General features: G+C 67.2%; 9 protein-coding genes. 4 read left to right on the top strand and 5 right to left on the bottom strand.

Annotated elements, in window-relative coordinates; genetic code table 11:
- Positions 1–273: 273 nt before the first annotated feature.
- Both AC3A6Y_RS11335 and AC3A6Y_RS11330 read left to right on the top strand, forming a co-directional pair.
- Positions 274–2,772 (top strand): DUF4132 domain-containing protein, encoded by a 2,499-nt coding sequence (locus AC3A6Y_RS11335; RefSeq protein ID WP_487868322.1) that lies wholly within the window; start codon positions 274–276, stop codon positions 2,770–2,772.
- A 92-nt stretch (positions 2,773–2,864) separates the two neighbouring features.
- Entirely contained in the window at positions 2,865–4,835 is a 1,971-nt protein-coding gene (locus tag AC3A6Y_RS11330) for a hypothetical protein (RefSeq protein ID WP_487868321.1), read from the top strand.
- Positions 4,836–4,840: 5 nt separating this feature from the next.
- On the opposite strand, the gene AC3A6Y_RS11325 is transcribed toward AC3A6Y_RS11330, so the two are convergent.
- Positions 4,841–5,260 carry an acyl-CoA thioesterase gene (locus AC3A6Y_RS11325; protein WP_487868320.1) on the bottom strand — a complete coding sequence of 140 codons (420 nt, stop codon included), beginning with the start codon at positions 5,258–5,260 and terminating at the stop codon, positions 4,841–4,843.
- A gap of 168 nt (positions 5,261–5,428) precedes the next feature.
- Between AC3A6Y_RS11325 and AC3A6Y_RS11320 the strand changes: the two genes are divergently transcribed.
- The gene (locus tag AC3A6Y_RS11320; RefSeq protein WP_487868319.1) at positions 5,429–9,043 is read left to right on the top strand and encodes a hypothetical protein; all 3,615 of its coding nucleotides are present in this window, start codon (positions 5,429–5,431) and stop codon (positions 9,041–9,043) included.
- A 102-nt stretch (positions 9,044–9,145) separates the two neighbouring features.
- Here AC3A6Y_RS11320 and AC3A6Y_RS11315 read toward each other — a convergent pair whose 3' ends face one another.
- Positions 9,146–9,976, bottom strand: a complete 831-nt coding sequence (locus AC3A6Y_RS11315; protein WP_487868318.1) for a DMT family transporter — start codon at positions 9,974–9,976, stop codon at positions 9,146–9,148.
- A 77-nt stretch (positions 9,977–10,053) separates the two neighbouring features.
- Positions 10,054–10,836: an SDR family oxidoreductase gene (locus AC3A6Y_RS11310; RefSeq protein WP_487868317.1), complete on the bottom strand. Its 783-nt coding sequence runs from the start codon at positions 10,834–10,836 to the stop codon at positions 10,054–10,056.
- A 121-nt stretch (positions 10,837–10,957) separates the two neighbouring features.
- Between AC3A6Y_RS11310 and AC3A6Y_RS11305 the strand changes: the two genes are divergently transcribed.
- Entirely contained in the window at positions 10,958–12,652 is a 1,695-nt protein-coding gene (locus tag AC3A6Y_RS11305; RefSeq protein WP_487868316.1) for an electron transfer flavoprotein-ubiquinone oxidoreductase, read from the top strand.
- Between the two features lie 22 nt (positions 12,653–12,674).
- Here the strand turns inward: AC3A6Y_RS11305 and AC3A6Y_RS11300 are convergent, their stop codons facing one another.
- Positions 12,675–13,235 carry a DUF3455 domain-containing protein gene (locus AC3A6Y_RS11300; protein ID WP_487868315.1) on the bottom strand — a complete coding sequence of 187 codons (561 nt, stop codon included), beginning with the start codon at positions 13,233–13,235 and terminating at the stop codon, positions 12,675–12,677.
- Between the two features lie 85 nt (positions 13,236–13,320).
- A complete protein-coding gene (locus AC3A6Y_RS11295; RefSeq protein WP_487868314.1) occupies positions 13,321–17,001 on the bottom strand; it encodes a hydantoinase B/oxoprolinase family protein in 3,681 nt (1,226 codons plus the stop codon).
- Positions 17,002–17,017: the final 16 nt, after the last annotated feature.

Raw genomic sequence — 17,017 nt, 5'->3', positions numbered from 1 at the left:
CACTGACGACCGGGCTGCGGCGACATCGGGCCGAGCGGCGAGCGTCTCCTCATGGATGGCTCGACATAGCCAGGACGGAACAGGAAGGCCATGCAACGATTCGAGCAATCCCCATGCGCCGGCAAAGCCGAGGACGAAAGCGCCCCGCACACGGCGGCCCACGACGGCGCGTCCAGGCTGCTGCTGGAGGTGCTGCGCAGCGCGCCGAGCCGCGACAACCGCCTGAAGTTCAACGCACTGATCAAGCGCATGCCGGCATCGCAAGTCCTGCCCTTGCTGGTCGAATGGATGACACACAAGGAAGCGCGTGCCGCACTCGAGAAGCTGGCCCGGCACCATCCGGCCGCGACGCTCAAGTACATGACCGAGCACGCGCTGGCCTCCCGTTCGCACCTGGCCCGGAGCTGGGCGGTCCGCCTGGCCCTGGGCGAACCGGCGGCATTGAAGGCGTTGACGAGCGCCGAGCAGGAGCGCTTCGAGGCACTGCTGTCCACGATGAAGATCGAAGAGGCCGCGCCGGAGCAATTGCCGCCGCTGCTTCGCCAACCGCCATGGGCGAACGGCCGTGCGTCAATCGAACTGCCGACGCTGGACCTTCCCGCGCTCGTGCTGCCCGAAACCATCCGATGGAACCTGGCCGACAAGGCGAGCGCGGCAACCGGTCCGCTCACCAGCGCGTGGCGCTTGCAACGCCTGGACCGCTCCGCCGCGCACTGGCTCGCAGCCCTGCGCATCACCCCGGCCGGCCAGGCCAGCGTCATGGGCGGCCAAGCGTTGCGGGAGGGCGACGTCGAACTCCCGCAGCACGCAATCGACGCAGAGGTGCCGGACCTCGTGCTGCTGCTGCCCGATCCGGCTGCATTGGCGGTATGGAACAGCTATCCCTCGAGACTGTGGTGTACCGGCCGCGGCGATGCCATCCGGGCCATCCTCGCAAAGCATGGCGAAGCCGCGCTGCCGGGACTCGCGGCCTACGCGCAACGCCACGCCGCAGAGGGACTGGCCCTGGCGATGGACGTGGACAGCGCCCGATTTGTGCCCACGTCACTGCATGCCCTGCGCCACCTCAGGAAGGCCCGAACGGCCGCCATCGCATGGATGACGGCCCACCCCTTCACCACGCTGACGACGGCGCTGCCACTGGCCTTCGGCCGGGACGGGACGCAGCGCAACCAGGCGCAACACGGTGTGCGCTGGCTGCTGTCCCAAGGCTTCGGGGCCGAAGCGCACGAGGCGGCAGCGCGCCACGGCTCGGAGATGGTACGGGCCCTGCAAGCGCTGCAGCAAACAGATCCGCTGCAGGTCCTGCCGTCGCGCATGCCCAGGCTGGCCGGGTTTTTCGTCGCGCCGTCGTTGAGCCGGCCTGTGCTGCGGCGCGGTGGCGCAGGTCTGCCCGACAGCGCGATGGAACACATCGGCACGATGCTGGCCATCAGCCCGCTGGACTCGCCCTATCCCGGGCTGGCCATCGTCAAGGATGCTTGCACGCCGACTTCGCTGGCCGAATTCGCCTGGGACCTGTTCGAAGCGTGGATGTCCGCGGGCGCGCCGGTCCAGGAAGCCTGGGCCTTCGAGGCGCTGGGCCATTTCGGCAACGACGAGACCGCTCACCGGCTGACGCCCTTCATCCGGGAATGGCCCGGCGAATCGGCGCATCAGCGTGCCGTAGCGGGCCTGAATCTGCTGGCAGCGATCGGCAGCGATATGGCGCTGATGCATTTGAACGGGATTGCCTGCAAGCTGACGTTCAAGGGGCTGCAAGACCGGGCCCGCGACAACATCGACGCGATGGCCGAAGCGCGCGCACTCACCGCCGACGAGTTGGCCGATCGCCTGGTGCCCGATCTGGAGCTCGACCCCCGAGGCACAGTGCAACTGGACTTCGGACCGCGGCAGTTCCGTGTGCGCTTCGACGGCACGCTCAAGCCTTGTGTGCAGGATGCACAAGGCATACGCCTGAAGGACCTGCCCAGGCCCGGCCCGCAGGACGATGCAGCGCTGGCGCATGCAGCCGTCGAGCGCTTCAAGCAATTGAAGAAGGACGCCAGGGCCATCGCAGCCGTGCAGATCCCGCGGATGGAATTGGCCATGGTCCGTCGCCGACGCTGGTCGGCGGGGGACTTCCGTCTCTTCATCCTCGATCACCCCATGATGCGGCAGCTATGCACACGGCTGGTGTGGGGCGTGTACAAAGGGGCGGGTACACCGGCGCGGTATTTCCGGATCGAGGAAGACGCGGTCTTGGTAGACGCACAGAATGCGCACACCGACCTTCCGGGCGATGCAAGCGTCGGCATCGCCCATGTGCTCGAGATGCCGCAGCCGATGCAGGCTGAGTTCGGGCAGCGCATGGGCGATCACGGGATCGTGCAGCCGTTCAAGCAGCTCGGGCGCGAGACCTTCATCCTGACGGATGCCGAAAACGCGGACAGCGAGATCCGGCGATTCGCCGGAAAGACGGTGGCCACCGCGAGCGTGATGGGGCTCGTCGATCGCGGCTGGCGCCGCGGCTTGGTCGAGGATGGCGGATACGTCGGCTGGTACAGCAAGCAGGCCGGCGAAGGGCTGGAAGTTCAGTTGGAACTGACGCCCGGCATGGTCGTCGGCGAGCCGGACTTCGAGCCCCGGCAGTGCCTTCCGAGCATCGTGCTGCGCCGGGCCGGTACTTCCGGATTCCACGGTCGGGTGAAGTTCGGGGACCTCGATCGCATCACCGTCAGCGAAGTGCTTCGCGATGTGGCGCTGCTTGCAGGCGTGCTGGAGGCGGCATGAGCGCTTGAGGGTCCGCTGTTACCATTCCTCGTTAAAAAAAGTAAACAACGGATGAGGGCATGGTGGAAGAAGTTCGCGTGCGGCGGGATGGCATGTCCCGTGCCATCCAGGGGATGGCTTTGGCAACGGGTCTCGCGGCATTGCTGCTCGCGGGTTGCGGTGGAGGCGGCGGCGATTCAGCGCCGCTGCTGGGCGCTTCGCCCTCGTCCACCCGATCCGAACCGGCCGTCATCGGCGGCGCCGACGAGGGACCCAAGGGCGCCGCGGTGCTGCGCAGCGACAGCGGCGAGGGGCCGATGATGGCCGCCGACCGCGCGTCCGGATCTTCGCATCCCGGCGGTCCGCCGTACCGCCTGCGCACGGCGATGGTACCCACCCAGGCGGCGGGGCAGCCCTGTGCCGTCGCCGCAGTGGCCGGCGTGGCCAGCTCGCCGGCCGACAGCGTCCAGGCCGTGTGCGCCCCTCGGGTGGCAGCTCCACCGCCGCCGGCGAACGTGAGCGTCGGCTACGACCTGAAGGCCCTGCGCTTCTCCTGGACCCCGAGTCCCGGTGCCACCTACTACCAGCTGCTGGACAACACCCTGATGTGGACGATGCCGGATTTCTTCGTCACGCGCGTCAACAACATCACGGCCACGAGCTACCAGCTGTCCGATCTGTTCCTGCCGCAGTTCGCCAATCTCAAGTTCGTCATCAGCGCGTGCAATGCGGGCGGGTGCTCGTCCTCGCAGCCCATCGTTCCGGACATGAAGCAGGCCATCGGCTACTTCAAGGCCGGCGATACGGCCACGCAGCGCTTCTTCGGCTACGCCGTCGCCCTCTCCTTCGACGGCAAATGGATGGCCGTCGGAGCGCCCGGCATCCTCTATGGCTCGCCCACGCCTGCCCCGGGTGCGGTTCATGTCTATGCACGGATCGGCACGGGCTGGAGCTTGCGGACCACGCTCGGCGCGCCCAATCCCAAGCCGGGCGACGGCTTCGGTACCGCGATCGCCTTCTCCAGCAGCGGGCAAACGCTGGCCATCGGCGCCAGCAACGACGATGGAGCGCCCTCCACGGGCGCCGTGTATGTCTTCGCGAACAGCGCGCTCGGCTGGACACAACAGGCCTACCTCAAGCCCTTCGGCTCCAGCACCACCGGCGTCTTCGGCCACTCGGTGTCGCTGTCCTCCGATGGCAACCTGCTGGCTGCCGGCGCGATCTCGGATTCGAGCGGAGCGGACCGTGCGGGCGCCGCCTATGTCTTCAGCCGGACCGGCACGAGCTGGAGCCCTCAGGCCCAGTTGCTCGCGGCCTCGCCCCAATCGACCTCCATGTTCGGCATCGCCATTGCGATGTCCGCCGACGGGAGCACGGTGGCGGTGGGCGCGCGAAACGAAACTGTCACCCTGCCCTGGCCGCCCGACACGTCCTTGCAGGCGGCAGGCGCGGTTCATGTCTTTCGGCGCACGGGCGGTGCATGGTCGCTGCATGGGCGCGTGACGAACCAGCGTGCCTATTCGAACTTCGGCTCCTCGGTCGCGCTGTCGCACGCAGGGAACGTGCTGGCTGTCGGTGCGCCGACAGAAAACTCCATGGGCACCGGCATCAATCCCGACACGACGCAATTGACAGTGACGAGCGGCGCCGCATTCGTGTACTGGCAGTTGGCCAACACCTGGAATCGCGGGGCTTATATCAAGGCACCCTCTCTAGGCTTCGAGAACGGCTTCGGCCAGGCCGTGGCTCTGTCGGGTGACGGCGCGATCCTGGCAGTCGGCGCTCCCGGCGACGCAGCCACGTCGGCGGGCGTCAACGGCACCGAAAGCACTTCAGCCGCAAGCTTCAGGACGGGGGCTGTCCACCTTTATGGAGAAAAGTCTCCCAACATCTGGAGCCGCACGGCCTTTGTCAAGGCATCCAATCCGGACGCCATGGACGCCTTCGGCTATGCCGTTTCCCTCGACGCCCATGCACGCACCCTGGCCGTGGGCGCCATCTCGGAAGGCAGTGCCGCGACCGGCCTCGGGGGCAACCAGCAGGACAACAGCGCGCTGGCCGCAGGCGCGGTCTACGTGTACTGAACCTTTCAGCTCACGATCGCCCGCAGCCAGTCCGGCAGCGGCAGTGCCTTCTGCTTCGCGACGTCCACCCAGATCGTCGTCGCCCCGCCTGCCGCGCAGATGACATCCGGCGCATCGGTGCGGGCCATGGTGGCCCAGCTCTCGAAGGTGGTGCGGCCGGGGTCGCTCACGTACATCTTGAGCAGCACGTCGCCCGGGTACTCGAGCTGCCTGTAGAAATTGCAGAAGGCATTCACGATCACCATGCCCTGCCCCTCGGGCCTCGGCACGGTACCGAGCGAATGGAACCAGTCGATTCGCGCCGTCTCGAGGAAGCGGAAGTAGCTCGCGTTATTGACATGGCCCATCGCGTCCATGTCGCCCCAGCGGATGGGGATCGTCATTTCGCAGACCAGCTTCTTGACTTCGGGGATTTCGATTTTCATCGGTGTGCGTTGATGGGAGCGCCGGAACCAAGTCGGTGGACCGGTTACAGACAGGCTCACCCCACTATCAATCAGAGACCATACACCATGAAGCGAAGTTCAGCGGCCCTCCGTGACGACCTTTCACTCACAGATTCCGCTCGGAACGGGCAGGCGCATGATCCTGACGTGGATCAGTCGCTGGTAAAGCGGCTGTTTCCCTATGGCAATGTGCCAAACAAGGGGGCCTGTAAAGCGTTGGATGCATTCCTTGGTCGCAAGGCGCCCTCTCCCTCGGACTTCCACTCATGCTTCCTGTGGTGCGTGCAGCACGGGCGCCCGGACATCGTGACCTTCATGCAGTCCAAGTGGCAAGCGTTCAGCGGCTGCATCGATCTGATGTCTTTGCCGGACAGCGATGCGGCCGCCGCCATTACAGAGATCACATCGCACCGCATTGCTTGCACCTTGAGACTCGCGGTGAGCGATCCTGCAATGTCGCTGCACCTCGCGACGTGTCTCGCCAGCCCCCAGTGCGCGATTTTTGAACTCATTCTTGAGTTCCCAGCATGGCACCGGCCGAGCGACGGCAGTCTGGTGGCCGGTCTTGGGCATGCTGTCGCCGCGTGCTCTTCTATTCGACACCTGACCCTCCGCGGCCCGGAGCAAGGCAAGTGCGAACTGGAGACGGGATTCATCACGGATGCGATGGCCAATGCAAATCTCTGGAGTGTCAGCCTCGACACCGGTCTCGCATGGCACGACGACGCCTGGCCGGTGCTGGGACAGAGGATTCTCGACCGGATGCTGGCGCGCGACGATCGTGGCTCGATGAGTATCCAATTGGCGGACGCCTATGCCAATGCGATCGCACTGAACGGCGCGAGGTCGGGGAACAAGGCGGAGCTGGGCCTTTCTACCGTCTGGCGATCCTCATCTGCCAAGGACCTGGTGCTGGCGCAAGGCGCGAAACGTGGCTCGCTCCGCACTGAACTCACGAACCTGAAGTACGTGGCTCATCGCCCGTCAGAAGCGCAATACCTATGGCTGGGGCAAGAGTCCACGGACGCCGCGGATGCGGAAAATCCTGCTGCACCGAACGCGCCCGGAGGTGAGCGCTATTTGATGCTGCGCTTGCCGAATTTGCCGTTGGAGGAAGAGCCAGGCCTTCTTGACTTTCTCGCCGGTATCGGCCCGGTATGCAAGCATTACGACGATTTCAGCAGCGTCCTGAGATGTTGCGTGGACCACGACTGCGCGAATGTAGTTTATGCAATCCAGATCCGGTATCCGTACTTCACCGGGCCGATCTTCGCCTACGAAAGCGACTGGGAGATGTTGGAAGCGGTGCACGATCTCGGCATTGCCTTCGATTTTTATGTCTATGGGGATGAGAACGAAAGTGAGCGTTGCGTCGAGATCGCCATCAAAACGCTCAATCTGCAGCGTGTGAAGATACGCACCGTTGCTTTCGACTGGGCTGATGAAGACGACGCGTCTTTCAAGAACCTGAAGATGATGCTTCAGGCGGTCGCCACGACACCTTCGGTGGTCACGGTCAAGCTGCACTTGGGCGGCAATGACCCGGAGGATCAGTTATCGCTGTTGTCGTCGGCCTTGTCCCTCAAGTCGATAGAGGCCGTCAAATTTGAAAGCACCAGCACTCAGATCGACCGTGCCGAGCTGATGGCTGTCATCAAGCAGGGCGTGTGCGGCCGGTTGCAAAAATTGTCCATCAGGGCGAACGACGATGTCCTCCAAACCTGTGTGGAAGCCATCGCCGCCGCTGGACCGCAGTGTCGCCTCGCGAAGCTCAAGTTGCGACGGCTCCCAGCGGCGGATGCTTGCGATATCGATCTCGGCCTGCTTCTCCGAGGCCAGCAGAGCATATCAACACTCGGCCTTGATGCGTCCATCGTGCGTGCCTATGGCAGACCAGATTTCGTGGATGCCGTTCATGGCAGTCCATCCATCGCCACACTTCGATTCTTCTCCGATGCCCGCGAACAGATGACTCAAGCGCTTTCAGCCGCTGTCGGTCCTCACCTCAAGATCAACCACGAGCGCTACAGCGAAGCGGTGCCGGCGATGTTGAAGTCGCTCGTTCACCTGTGGAGTGGAGAGTGGCACATGTCTGCGGCAGTTGCCGACGCATTGCAAGGCATGTTGCGCTCCCTTGAAGAGCGAGACATCCGCAGTTTGGCCGCCACATCGCGATCGATGTGGTCGGCGTTCCGCACCACACCTGCCGCCGAGAAGACGATCGATGAACTGATCGCTTCCGCGAAGTCCTTCGTCGAAGAAGACTTGCGCTGGATCACCCGTCAGTTCGAGCTGCCGTTGCGCACCGATCTACGGCTTTGGCTGGTTGGGCAGCTTCGGCAGGGCTTGACAGGTATTGCCACCTCCATCCTGTCGGAAGAGATCCACGTCTCGCCGCCAGTTCACCAGCCGGAGGGTGCCCAGGACCCGGACCTGGGACAACAAGTGCAGTCCATGGTGAATACCGATATGGAGCCTTGCGCGGCAGTGCGAATGGCCATGGAAGGAAGACAGCCGCGGCGGGACGAATTCGAGGCGTGTGTGGTCTGGTGCGGCGAGATGCGATGCATGAAGATCGTCGCGGCGATCCAGCGACGCTGGCCGGCATTCTCGGATCTCGTGCGCCTCGATGGCCACAAGAAACAGGTGTGGATGCTTGGAGGCATCCTGTCGCATGGCATCGCGTGCGACGTCACGGTAACGATCTGCAGCCGCGATGACCTCGACCATCTGGTAAGCGCTCTCAAGGCCAACGAGGCGAACCGCACGCTGAGCATCGTCCTCAGCCTGGAGGAAATGGTGCCTGGATCGCTGGCGCAAGAGCTGGCGAAGACAAAGTTGCGCGGGTTGTGCCTATTGGGCGATGGCAAACCCGTGGCGCTGGCGCCGGATTTCCTGCCCGAGCTTCTGCGCAGCGAGTCGATCGAGCAGTTCACGCTGGAGGGTGAATTCGTCACCCCGGAGATCGCGGTTCACGAAGCACGCCGGTGGATCGAGCAGTCCAAGGTGAGAAGCCTGCACGTGCGTTCGAGCGCGTCCCTGGTCGATCTGTTCGGCCAAGCCGTGGTCGCGGCCGACGGCAAGATCCTGGATCTGGAACTGCTGAATACCCGGCACGACGAGAAAATCTTCTCCTGGACACGTCACCTCTTTCATCCGAGGCTGGGGATCGCAAGCCTGGTCCTGGATGAAAACCAGCTCGCGAGCCTGACTCCCTGGCAGTGGGATGAGGTGGTCAAGACCAACCACCGTCTGCGGGAGTTGCGGGCCGTGACTGCGGACCCCAGGCGCAGCGTTCTGTCCAGCAAGGCGGCACAGATGGTGATGCGCAACAGGGCAATCCAGACGCAAGCGCATCGCCTGGCCGTTGAGACATTCATGAGGGAGTCCAAACTTGCCGGCTCTTTTCAAGCGACCTGGGTGAACCAGTTGTCGGCCTACGTCGCCGAGCCAGGCAGCTTCGCTGCTCTCCGCCGTGTCAATCGCGCGACAGCGAACGCGGCGCGCGAGGCCACCGAATCTCCCAAGGTCGTCCACGATGCCGAACGCCTCGCACTGGTGATGAACAGAGCTGGTTTGCCGGGCAATGGACTCCTCGGCGTGGACCGGATCGTCAACCACTTGAAGAGCCGCGGCTACGCCTCGCTCACCGCAGCCCAATACGCGCGGCTCCGGCTGGCCGTGGTGGACAGGATCGAGCGCTACCTGGACCTGTGGCAAGAAGGCAAGTTGCCCGAGCTTGACATCGCGACCGCCACCTGATCGCGCATTGGGGGGCACCCTGCCCACGAAGCATGGGCGCCCCTCGCGCCCTGGCCCCGGAACTCGGGCTCAGACCCGCCTTTTCGGCCGAGGCCCCGGCTCTCACCGATGCGCCTTGATGGACGCAAGGATGCCCATCACAAACAACAGCGCCGCCGCAAGCTCGCTCGCATGCGGCCAGCGCCCATCCCACAAAAAGGAATAGAGCAAGGCAAACAGCGTCTCGCTCACGATCAGCTGTCCGCACAAGCTCGCCGACAGCCGCTGGCTGGCGATGTTCCACAGCACGGTCGCCAGCCACGAAGAGCCCAGCCCGCCGGCCAGCGCCAGCAGCACGAACAAGGCGCCGTCGGGCTGCGCGCGCAGCCTCGCCACGTCAGACCCCGCGGCCAGCCACAGCACGAAGGCGCCCAGGCCGGTGGCGATGCCCAGCCAATTGGCCCAGTCGGCCGCATGCACCTCGGGATGGCGCTTCAGCCAGGCGGCGTTGAGCAGGCCGAAGGCCGTCCAGCTGGCCATCGCGAGCGTGGCGAGCAGCAGCCCCCGCCCGAAGTGCGCCCGCGCGGCGCCGGCGATGCCATCCTGGGGCCAGGCCGACCAGACCATCAGCGCGATCCCGGCCGCAGTCAATGCCAGGCCCGGCAGCAAGGCCGCCATGCGCAACCCTGCCGGCCGGCCCAGCAGCATCATCCAGACCGGAATGGTGCCGATGACCAGGCTGGGCACCTCGGTGCCGGCATCCACGATCGAAAAGGCCAGGAGCAGGTAGTAGCCGGTGAAGCCCAGCCCGCTCAAGGCCAGCACGACCAGGGCCTGTCGCGCATCGGGCCATCGGTGCCCGGGCGGCCGCCACCAGACCGCCAGCCCTGCCACCGCGCCGAAGACGAGGAAGCGCGCCGCCGTGATGTCCACCATGCCGAAATGGCCCACCATCCGCGGCGCCACGAACACCAGGCCCCAGAGCGCTCCCGCGGCCAGGCCGGCCGCGATCCCGATGACCGCGCCCGGGCTCAGAGCGCGTATCCGTCGTCGGCCGCGATCACCGCGCCGTTGACGAAATGCCCCTGGCCGCTGGCCAGCAGCACGATCAGGCCGTCCAGGTCTTCCGGCTTGCCCAGGCGCTTGCGCGGCAGGCCGCCGACCAGCTTCTGGCCGTCGTCGGAGGCCCAGTGGTCCTCGTTGTTGTCGGTCGTGATGAAGCCGGGACACAGCGCGTTGACGTTGATGCCGAAGCGCCCCCATTCGAGCGCCATCGCCTTGGTCATCTGCACCACGGCCGCCTTGCTCATGCAGTAGACGCCGATCTTGGGGATCACCTTCAGCGCGCCCACCGAGGCGATGTTGACGATGCGCCCGCCGATATAGGTGCCGGGCGCCGCGCCGCGGGCGCGCGCCAGCATGCGCTTGCCCACCTCCTGGGCGATGAAGAAGGCGCCCTTCACGTTGGCGTCGAAGATGAAGTCGTAGTCCTGCGGCTTCACGTCCTCCAGCCGCTGGGTGGTGCTCACGCCCGAGTTGTTGACCAGGATGTCGATGGGGCCGACCTCGGTCTCGGCGCGCGCCACGGCGGCCTTGATGCTGTTCACGTCGGTCGCGTCGAGCTCCACCACGTGGGCATCGCCGCCCTCGCCCTCGATGCGCGCGCGCAGCTCCTTGAGGCGATCGGTATGGCGGCTGGCCAGCACCACCGCGGCGCCGGCACGGGCCAGGGTCTTGGCGAATTGCGCGCCGAGACCGCTCGATGCGCCGGTGACGAAGGCCACGCGGCCCGAAAGATCGATGCTGTAAGCCATGAGGAAAGGTCCTGTTGGAGTCGCCGGGGCGACGTGCCGGAGGCACGGTGGGCGCCGCATAAAATGGCCCGGCCCTTCGCGGCGCCTCGCCCCCTCAAACCATTATCGACGAGACCCCCACATGACCCACGACGAAATCCTCGCCCAGTACGGCCCCCGCGAAGCCATGGAATACGACGTGGTGGTGGTCGGTGCCGGTCCCGGCGGGCTGGCCACCGCCATTCACCTCAAGCAGCTGGCGGCCTCGCACGGCAAGGACATCTCGGTGGTGGTGCTCGAAAAGGGGTCCGAGCCCGGCGCCCACATCCTGTCGGGCGCGATCATGGACCCGCGCGCGCTCTACGAGCTCTTGCCCGACTGGGAAGAGCAAGGCGCCCCGCTCAACCAGCCGGTGACGCAGGACACCTTCCTGATGCTCAGCGAGACCGGCGCCTATCGCACGCCCAACTTCCTGTTGCCCAAGAACTTTCACAACGAGGGCAACTACATCGTCAGCCTGGGCAACGTGGTGCGCTGGCTGGCACAGCAGGCCGAGGCCCTGGGCGTGGAGATCTTCGCGGGCTTCCCCGCGGCCGAGGTGCTCTACACCGAAGACGGCAAGGTGCGCGGCGTGGCCACCGGCAACATGGGCATCGGGAAGGACGGCGAGCCGACCGAGAACTTCCAGCTCGGCATGGAGCTGCATGCCAAGTACACCATCTTCGCCGAGGGCGCGCGCGGCCACCTCGGGCGCCAGCTGATCGCCAGGTACAAGCTCGACGCCGGCAAGGACCCGCAGAGCTACGGCATCGGCATCAAGGAGCTGTGGGAAATCGACCCGGCCCGCCACGAGCCCGGCCTGGCGGTGCACACCGCGGGCTGGCCGCTGCCCCCCGACACCTACGGCGGCTCCTTCCTCTACCACGCAGAGAACAACCAGGTGATCGTCGGCTTCGTGGTCGGCCTCGACTACCAGAACCCGCACCTGAGCCCCTTCGAGGAGTTCCAGCGCTTCAAGACCCACCCGAACATCCGCTGGTACTTCGAGGGCCAGGACCAGGGCCTGAAGCCGGCCAAGCGGCTGAGCTACGGCGCGCGCGCCATCACCGCCGGCGGCCTGCTCTCGCTGCCCAAGACGGTGTTCCCGGGCGGGGCGCTCGTGGGCGACGACGCCGGCTACCTGAACGCCAGCCGCATCAAGGGCAGCCACGCCGCCATCAAGACCGGCATGCTCGCCGCCGAGGCCGCCTACGACGCGGTGATGGCCGGGCGCCAGCACGACGAGCTCAGCGCCTACCCGGCGTCGTTCCAGAAGAGCTGGCTCTACCGCGAGCTGAACAAGGCGCGCAACTTCAAGCAGTGGTTCAAGAAGGGCCTGACGGTGGGCACGCTGATGACCGGCATCGAGCAGTACGTGCTGCGCGGCCACATCCCCTGGACGGTGCACCGCCACCAGGCCGACCACGAGCGCCTGAAGAAGGCCGCGCATGCCAGGAAGATCGTCTACCCCAAGCCGGACGGCAAGCTCACCTTCGACCGGCTCTCCTCGGTGTTCATCAGCAACACCAACCACGAGGAGAACCAGCCCCCGCACCTGACGCTGAAGAACGCCGCGGTGCCCACCGAGATCAACCTGCCCGAGTACGACGGTCCCGAGGCCCGCTACTGCCCGGCCGGCGTGTACGAGTTCGTGGCCGGCGACAACGGCAAGCAGCGGCTGCAGATCAACGCGCAGAACTGCGTGCATTGCAAGACCTGCGACATCAAGGACCCGACGCAGAACATCGTGTGGGTCACGCCCGAAGGGGGCGGCGGGCCGAACTACGTGGGGATGTAGGCGCAGCTTCTTGCCGAAGGCCTTAGCGCGCCACGAGGAACACGTAGTCGGCGCTGTAGCGCTCCTTCGCGCGCTTGCCCTGGTCGGCCTGGGTCTCGCAACCCTTGGCCGGCGCAACGCCGCCGACGGTGTTGATGCGCTGCACGCTCGTGACGCCGTCCATCCGGCCGGCAGTGCCGGCCGACTTCACGGACAGAAGGAGCCATGGGATGTCGCTCGCCCGCGGCGCATCGGCGCGCGCCTTCACCGTGCCGACGATCCGGCTGCCGTCGAGCGCGGTCCAGTGCGGACCGGCACCATGCGTGCCCACCTTCTGCCCGCCGGCGCCGAAGAGGTCGGCCTCGGGCGCCACGAACTGCCAGGCCCAGCCGCCTTTTTCGGCGGGACGGCATTCGTAGATCTGCGATCCGGTGGCCTGCCAGGTGAAGGCCGCGCGCTCGCCCGCGGGCGCGCGAATGGCACTCGGCAAGGGCGCCATGGACGCACTGGGAATGCCCGGCTCCGACATCGAAGCACAGCCGGCCAGCGCGACCGCGCCCAGCAAGGCTGCGGCAAGACGAGGCATGTGGGAGTCGGGTCTCATGGCACCTCCACGACCGAGTGCAAACCGACAGCATTCTGACCCGGTGTCAGGCCGGAGACCAGCAAGGTGTCGGTCTCCGGCTCGATCACCCCTGCAGCATCCCCGAACCTCGAGCCAAGCCCCATCCCCCGCCACCCGGCGTCTCGATCACGAACACGTCGTCGCGCTGCATCTGCACCTGCCCGATGTGGCCCAGCGCCTCGACCCCGCCTCCAGCCCGCTCCACCCGGTTGATCCCCACCGCGCCGGCCTCGCCGCCCGCGCCGCCGAAGGCCCCGTGCATGCGGCCGTTGCTCAGGATCGAAGCCGTCATCGGCGCCAGGAACCGGATGCGCCGCACCCCGCCGTCGCCACCGCGCCAGCGCCCTGCCCCGCCCGAGCCGGCGCGGATGGCATAGCTCTCCAGGCGCACCGGGTAGCGCAACTCCAGCACCTCCGGATCGGTCAGGCGCGAGTTGGTCATGTGCGTCTGCACCACGCTCGTGCCGTCGAAGCCCGGCCCCGCGCCCGAGCCGCCGGAGATGGTCTCGTAATACTGGTGCTCGCCGTCGCCGAAGGTGAAGTTGTTCATCGTGCACTGGCTGGCTGCCAGCACGCCCAGCGCGCCGTAGAGCGCGTTGGTCACGCAGCTGGAAGTCTCGACGTTGCCCGCCACCACCGCCGCCGGCGCCACCGGGTTGAGCATGCAGCCCTGCGGCACGACCACGCGGATCGGCTTCAGGCAGCCGGCATTGAGCGGAATGTCGTCGTCCACCAGCGTGCGGAAGACGTAGAGCACGGCTGCCATGGTGATGGCCCTGGGCGCGTTGAAGTTGTTGGGCAGCTGCGCGCTGGTGCCCGTGAAGTCCACGGTGGCGGCACGCGCAGCGGCATCGACTTGCACCCGCACGCGGATCTGCGCACCGTTGTCCAGCGGCAAGGTGTACTCGCCATCCTTCAGCGCGGTGATGGCACGCCGCACCGACTCCTCGGCGTTGTCCTGCACGTGGCCCATGTAGGCAGCCACGGTGCCGCGCCCGAACTGCGCCACCATCGCCTGCAGCTCCTGCACGCCCTTCTCGTTGGCGGCGATCTGCGCGCGCAGGTCCGCGAGGTTCTGCTCGACGTTGCGCGAGGGGTGCGGCCCGCTGCCGAGCAGCGCGCGCAGCGCGGCCTCGCGCAGACGGCCCTCTTCGACCAGCTTGAAGTTATCGATCAGCACGCCCTCTTCGTCGATGGTCTTCGAGAAGGGCGGCATCGAGCCCGGCGTGATGCCGCCCACGTCCGCGTGGTGCCCGCGCGAGGCCACGTAGAACGAGGGCTTCGCGTCCCCCGCCGCCAGGTACACCGGCGTCACGACCGTGATGTCCGGCAGGTGCGTGCCGCCGTTGTAAGGGTCGTTGAGCATGTAGACGTCGCCCGGCTTCATGCCGGGGTTGCCGTCGATCACAGTGCGGATCGACTCGCTCATCGACCCGAGGTGCACCGGCATGTGCGGCGCATTGGCGATCAGATGGCCCTCCACGTCGAACAGCGCGCAGGAGAAGTCCAGCCGTTCCTTGATGTTCACCGAGTAGGCCGTGTTCTGCAGCCGCAGGCCCATCTGCTCGGCGATGTTCATGAAGAGGTTGTTGAACACCTCGAGCATCACCGGGTCGGCCTGCGTGCCCACGGCCTGCGCCGCCACGCGCGGACGCACGCGGTGCAGCTCCACGCCGGCCGTGGTCGCGCGCGCCTGCCAGCCCGGCTCCACCACCGTGGTCGCGTTGCGGCCCGCGAGGATGGCCGGGCCGTCGATGGCAGCGCCGGGGCGCAGTTCGCTCTCGAGGTGCAGCGCTGCATCGCGCCAGCCGGCCGGCGCTTCGTCGGCATCGCAGAAGACGCGGACCGCGGCATGCGGCCGCGGCACGTGCCGGACGGCTTCGCCGGCGCCCGATGGCGAGGCAGCGGCGCGCTCGCCGGCGGCCGAGGCCTCGACCGTCACCGCCTCGATCACCAGCGCGCGCTCCGGCATCAGGAAGGCGAAGCGGCGGCGGTAGGCGGCCTCGAATTCGGCGCGTAGCGCGTCCAGCGCCTCGCCCTGGGGCGTCTCCACGGGCAGCGTGCAGGCGAGCGCGGTGTCGGTGCCCTCGTAACGCAGCTGCACCCGATGGACGGTCCCGATGCCGGCGCCGTTCGCCCCCTGGGCGTGCAGCTCGGTGATGGCTTCGTCGGCCAGCGCGAGCGCCGTGCTGCGCGCCGCCGCGAGCCCGTCGGCATCGAGCCGGCGCTCCAGCGCGCGCTCGCGCATCGCCAGCTGGTCTGCCAGCCCCATGCCGAAGGCCGACAGCACGCCGGCAAAGGGATGCAGGTAGACCCGCTGCATGCCCAGCGCATCGGCCACCAGGCAGGCGTGCTGGCCGCCCGCGCCGCCGAAGCATTGCAGGGTGTACTGCGTGACGTCGTAGCCGCGCGCCACCGAGATGCGCTTGACCGCGTTGGCCATGCTGGCCACCGCGATGCGCAGCGCGCCGCTGGCGACCTCCTCCGCGCTCACGTCCCGGCCCGTGGCTTCGCTCATCCGTTGCGCCATGGCGCCGAAGCCGCTGCGAGCCGCTTCGAGGTCCAGCGCCTCGTCGGCACCCGGCCCGAAGACCTTCGGGAAATGCGCCGGCTGGATCTTGCCGAGCAGCACGTTGGCATCGGTGGTGGTCAGGGGCCCGCCGCGCCGGTAGCTGGCCGGGCCCGGGTTGGCGCCTGCCGATTCGGGCCCGACGCGCAGGCGCGCGCCGTCGAAGGCGATCACCGAGCCGCCGCCCGCGGCCACCGTGTGGATGCTCATCATCGGCGCGCGCATGCGCACGCCGGCCACGTGGGTCTCGAAGGAACGCTCGAACTCGCCGGCGTAGTGCGACACATCGGTCGAGGTCCCGCCCATGTCGAAGCCGATCACGCGCGGATGGCCCGCGTCCAGCGCGGTGCGCACCATGCCCACGATGCCGCCCGCCGGCCCGGACAGGATCGCGTCCTTGCCCTGGAAGCGCTGCGCCTGCGTCAGCCCGCCCGAGCTCTGCATGAAGAACAGCGGCACGCCCGGCATCTGCTGCGCCACCTGGTCCACGTAGCGCCGCAGGATCGGGCTCAGGTAGGCGTCGACCACGGTGGTGTCGCCGCGCGGCACCAGCTTCATCAGCGGGCTGGTCTTGTGCGAGACCGACACCTGCGTGAAGCCCGCCTCGCGGGCGATGCGCTCGGCCGCCAGCTCGTGCGCCCGGTGCTGCCAGCCGTGCATGAAGACGACGGCGCAGGCCCGCAGGCCAGCGTCGAAGGCCTCTCTCAGCGCGGCGCGCAGGGCGGGCTCGTCCAGCGCGCGTATCACCTCGCCGTCTGCGGCCACCCGTTCGTCGGCCTCGATCACGCGCTCGTAGAGCAGCTCGGGCAGCACGATGCGGCGCTCGAAGAGGCGCGGCCGGGCCTGGGTGGCAATGCGCAGTGCGTCGCGAAAGCCGCCGGTGGCGACGAGCACGGTGCGCTCGCCCTTGCGCTCCAGCAGCGCGTTGGTGGCCACGGTGGTGCCCATCTTCACGCACTCGACGCGCTCGGGCGTGACCAGCTCCCCGGCGCTCAGGCCCAGCAGCCGGCGGATGCCCTCCACCGCCGCGTCGCGGTACTGCTCGGGGTTCTCCGACAAGAGCTTGAGGGTGTGCAGGCGGCCTTCGGGGTCGCGCCCGACCAGGTCGGTGAACGTGCCGCCGCGGTCGATCCAGAACTGCCAGCGCGAAGGGGTCGAAGAGGTATGCGGATTCATGGGAAAGGAGATGAGG

The organism is Variovorax sp. Soil_C_17 (genome assembly GCF_057657265.1).
This window is presented reverse-complemented; position numbering and strand designations above follow the sequence as displayed.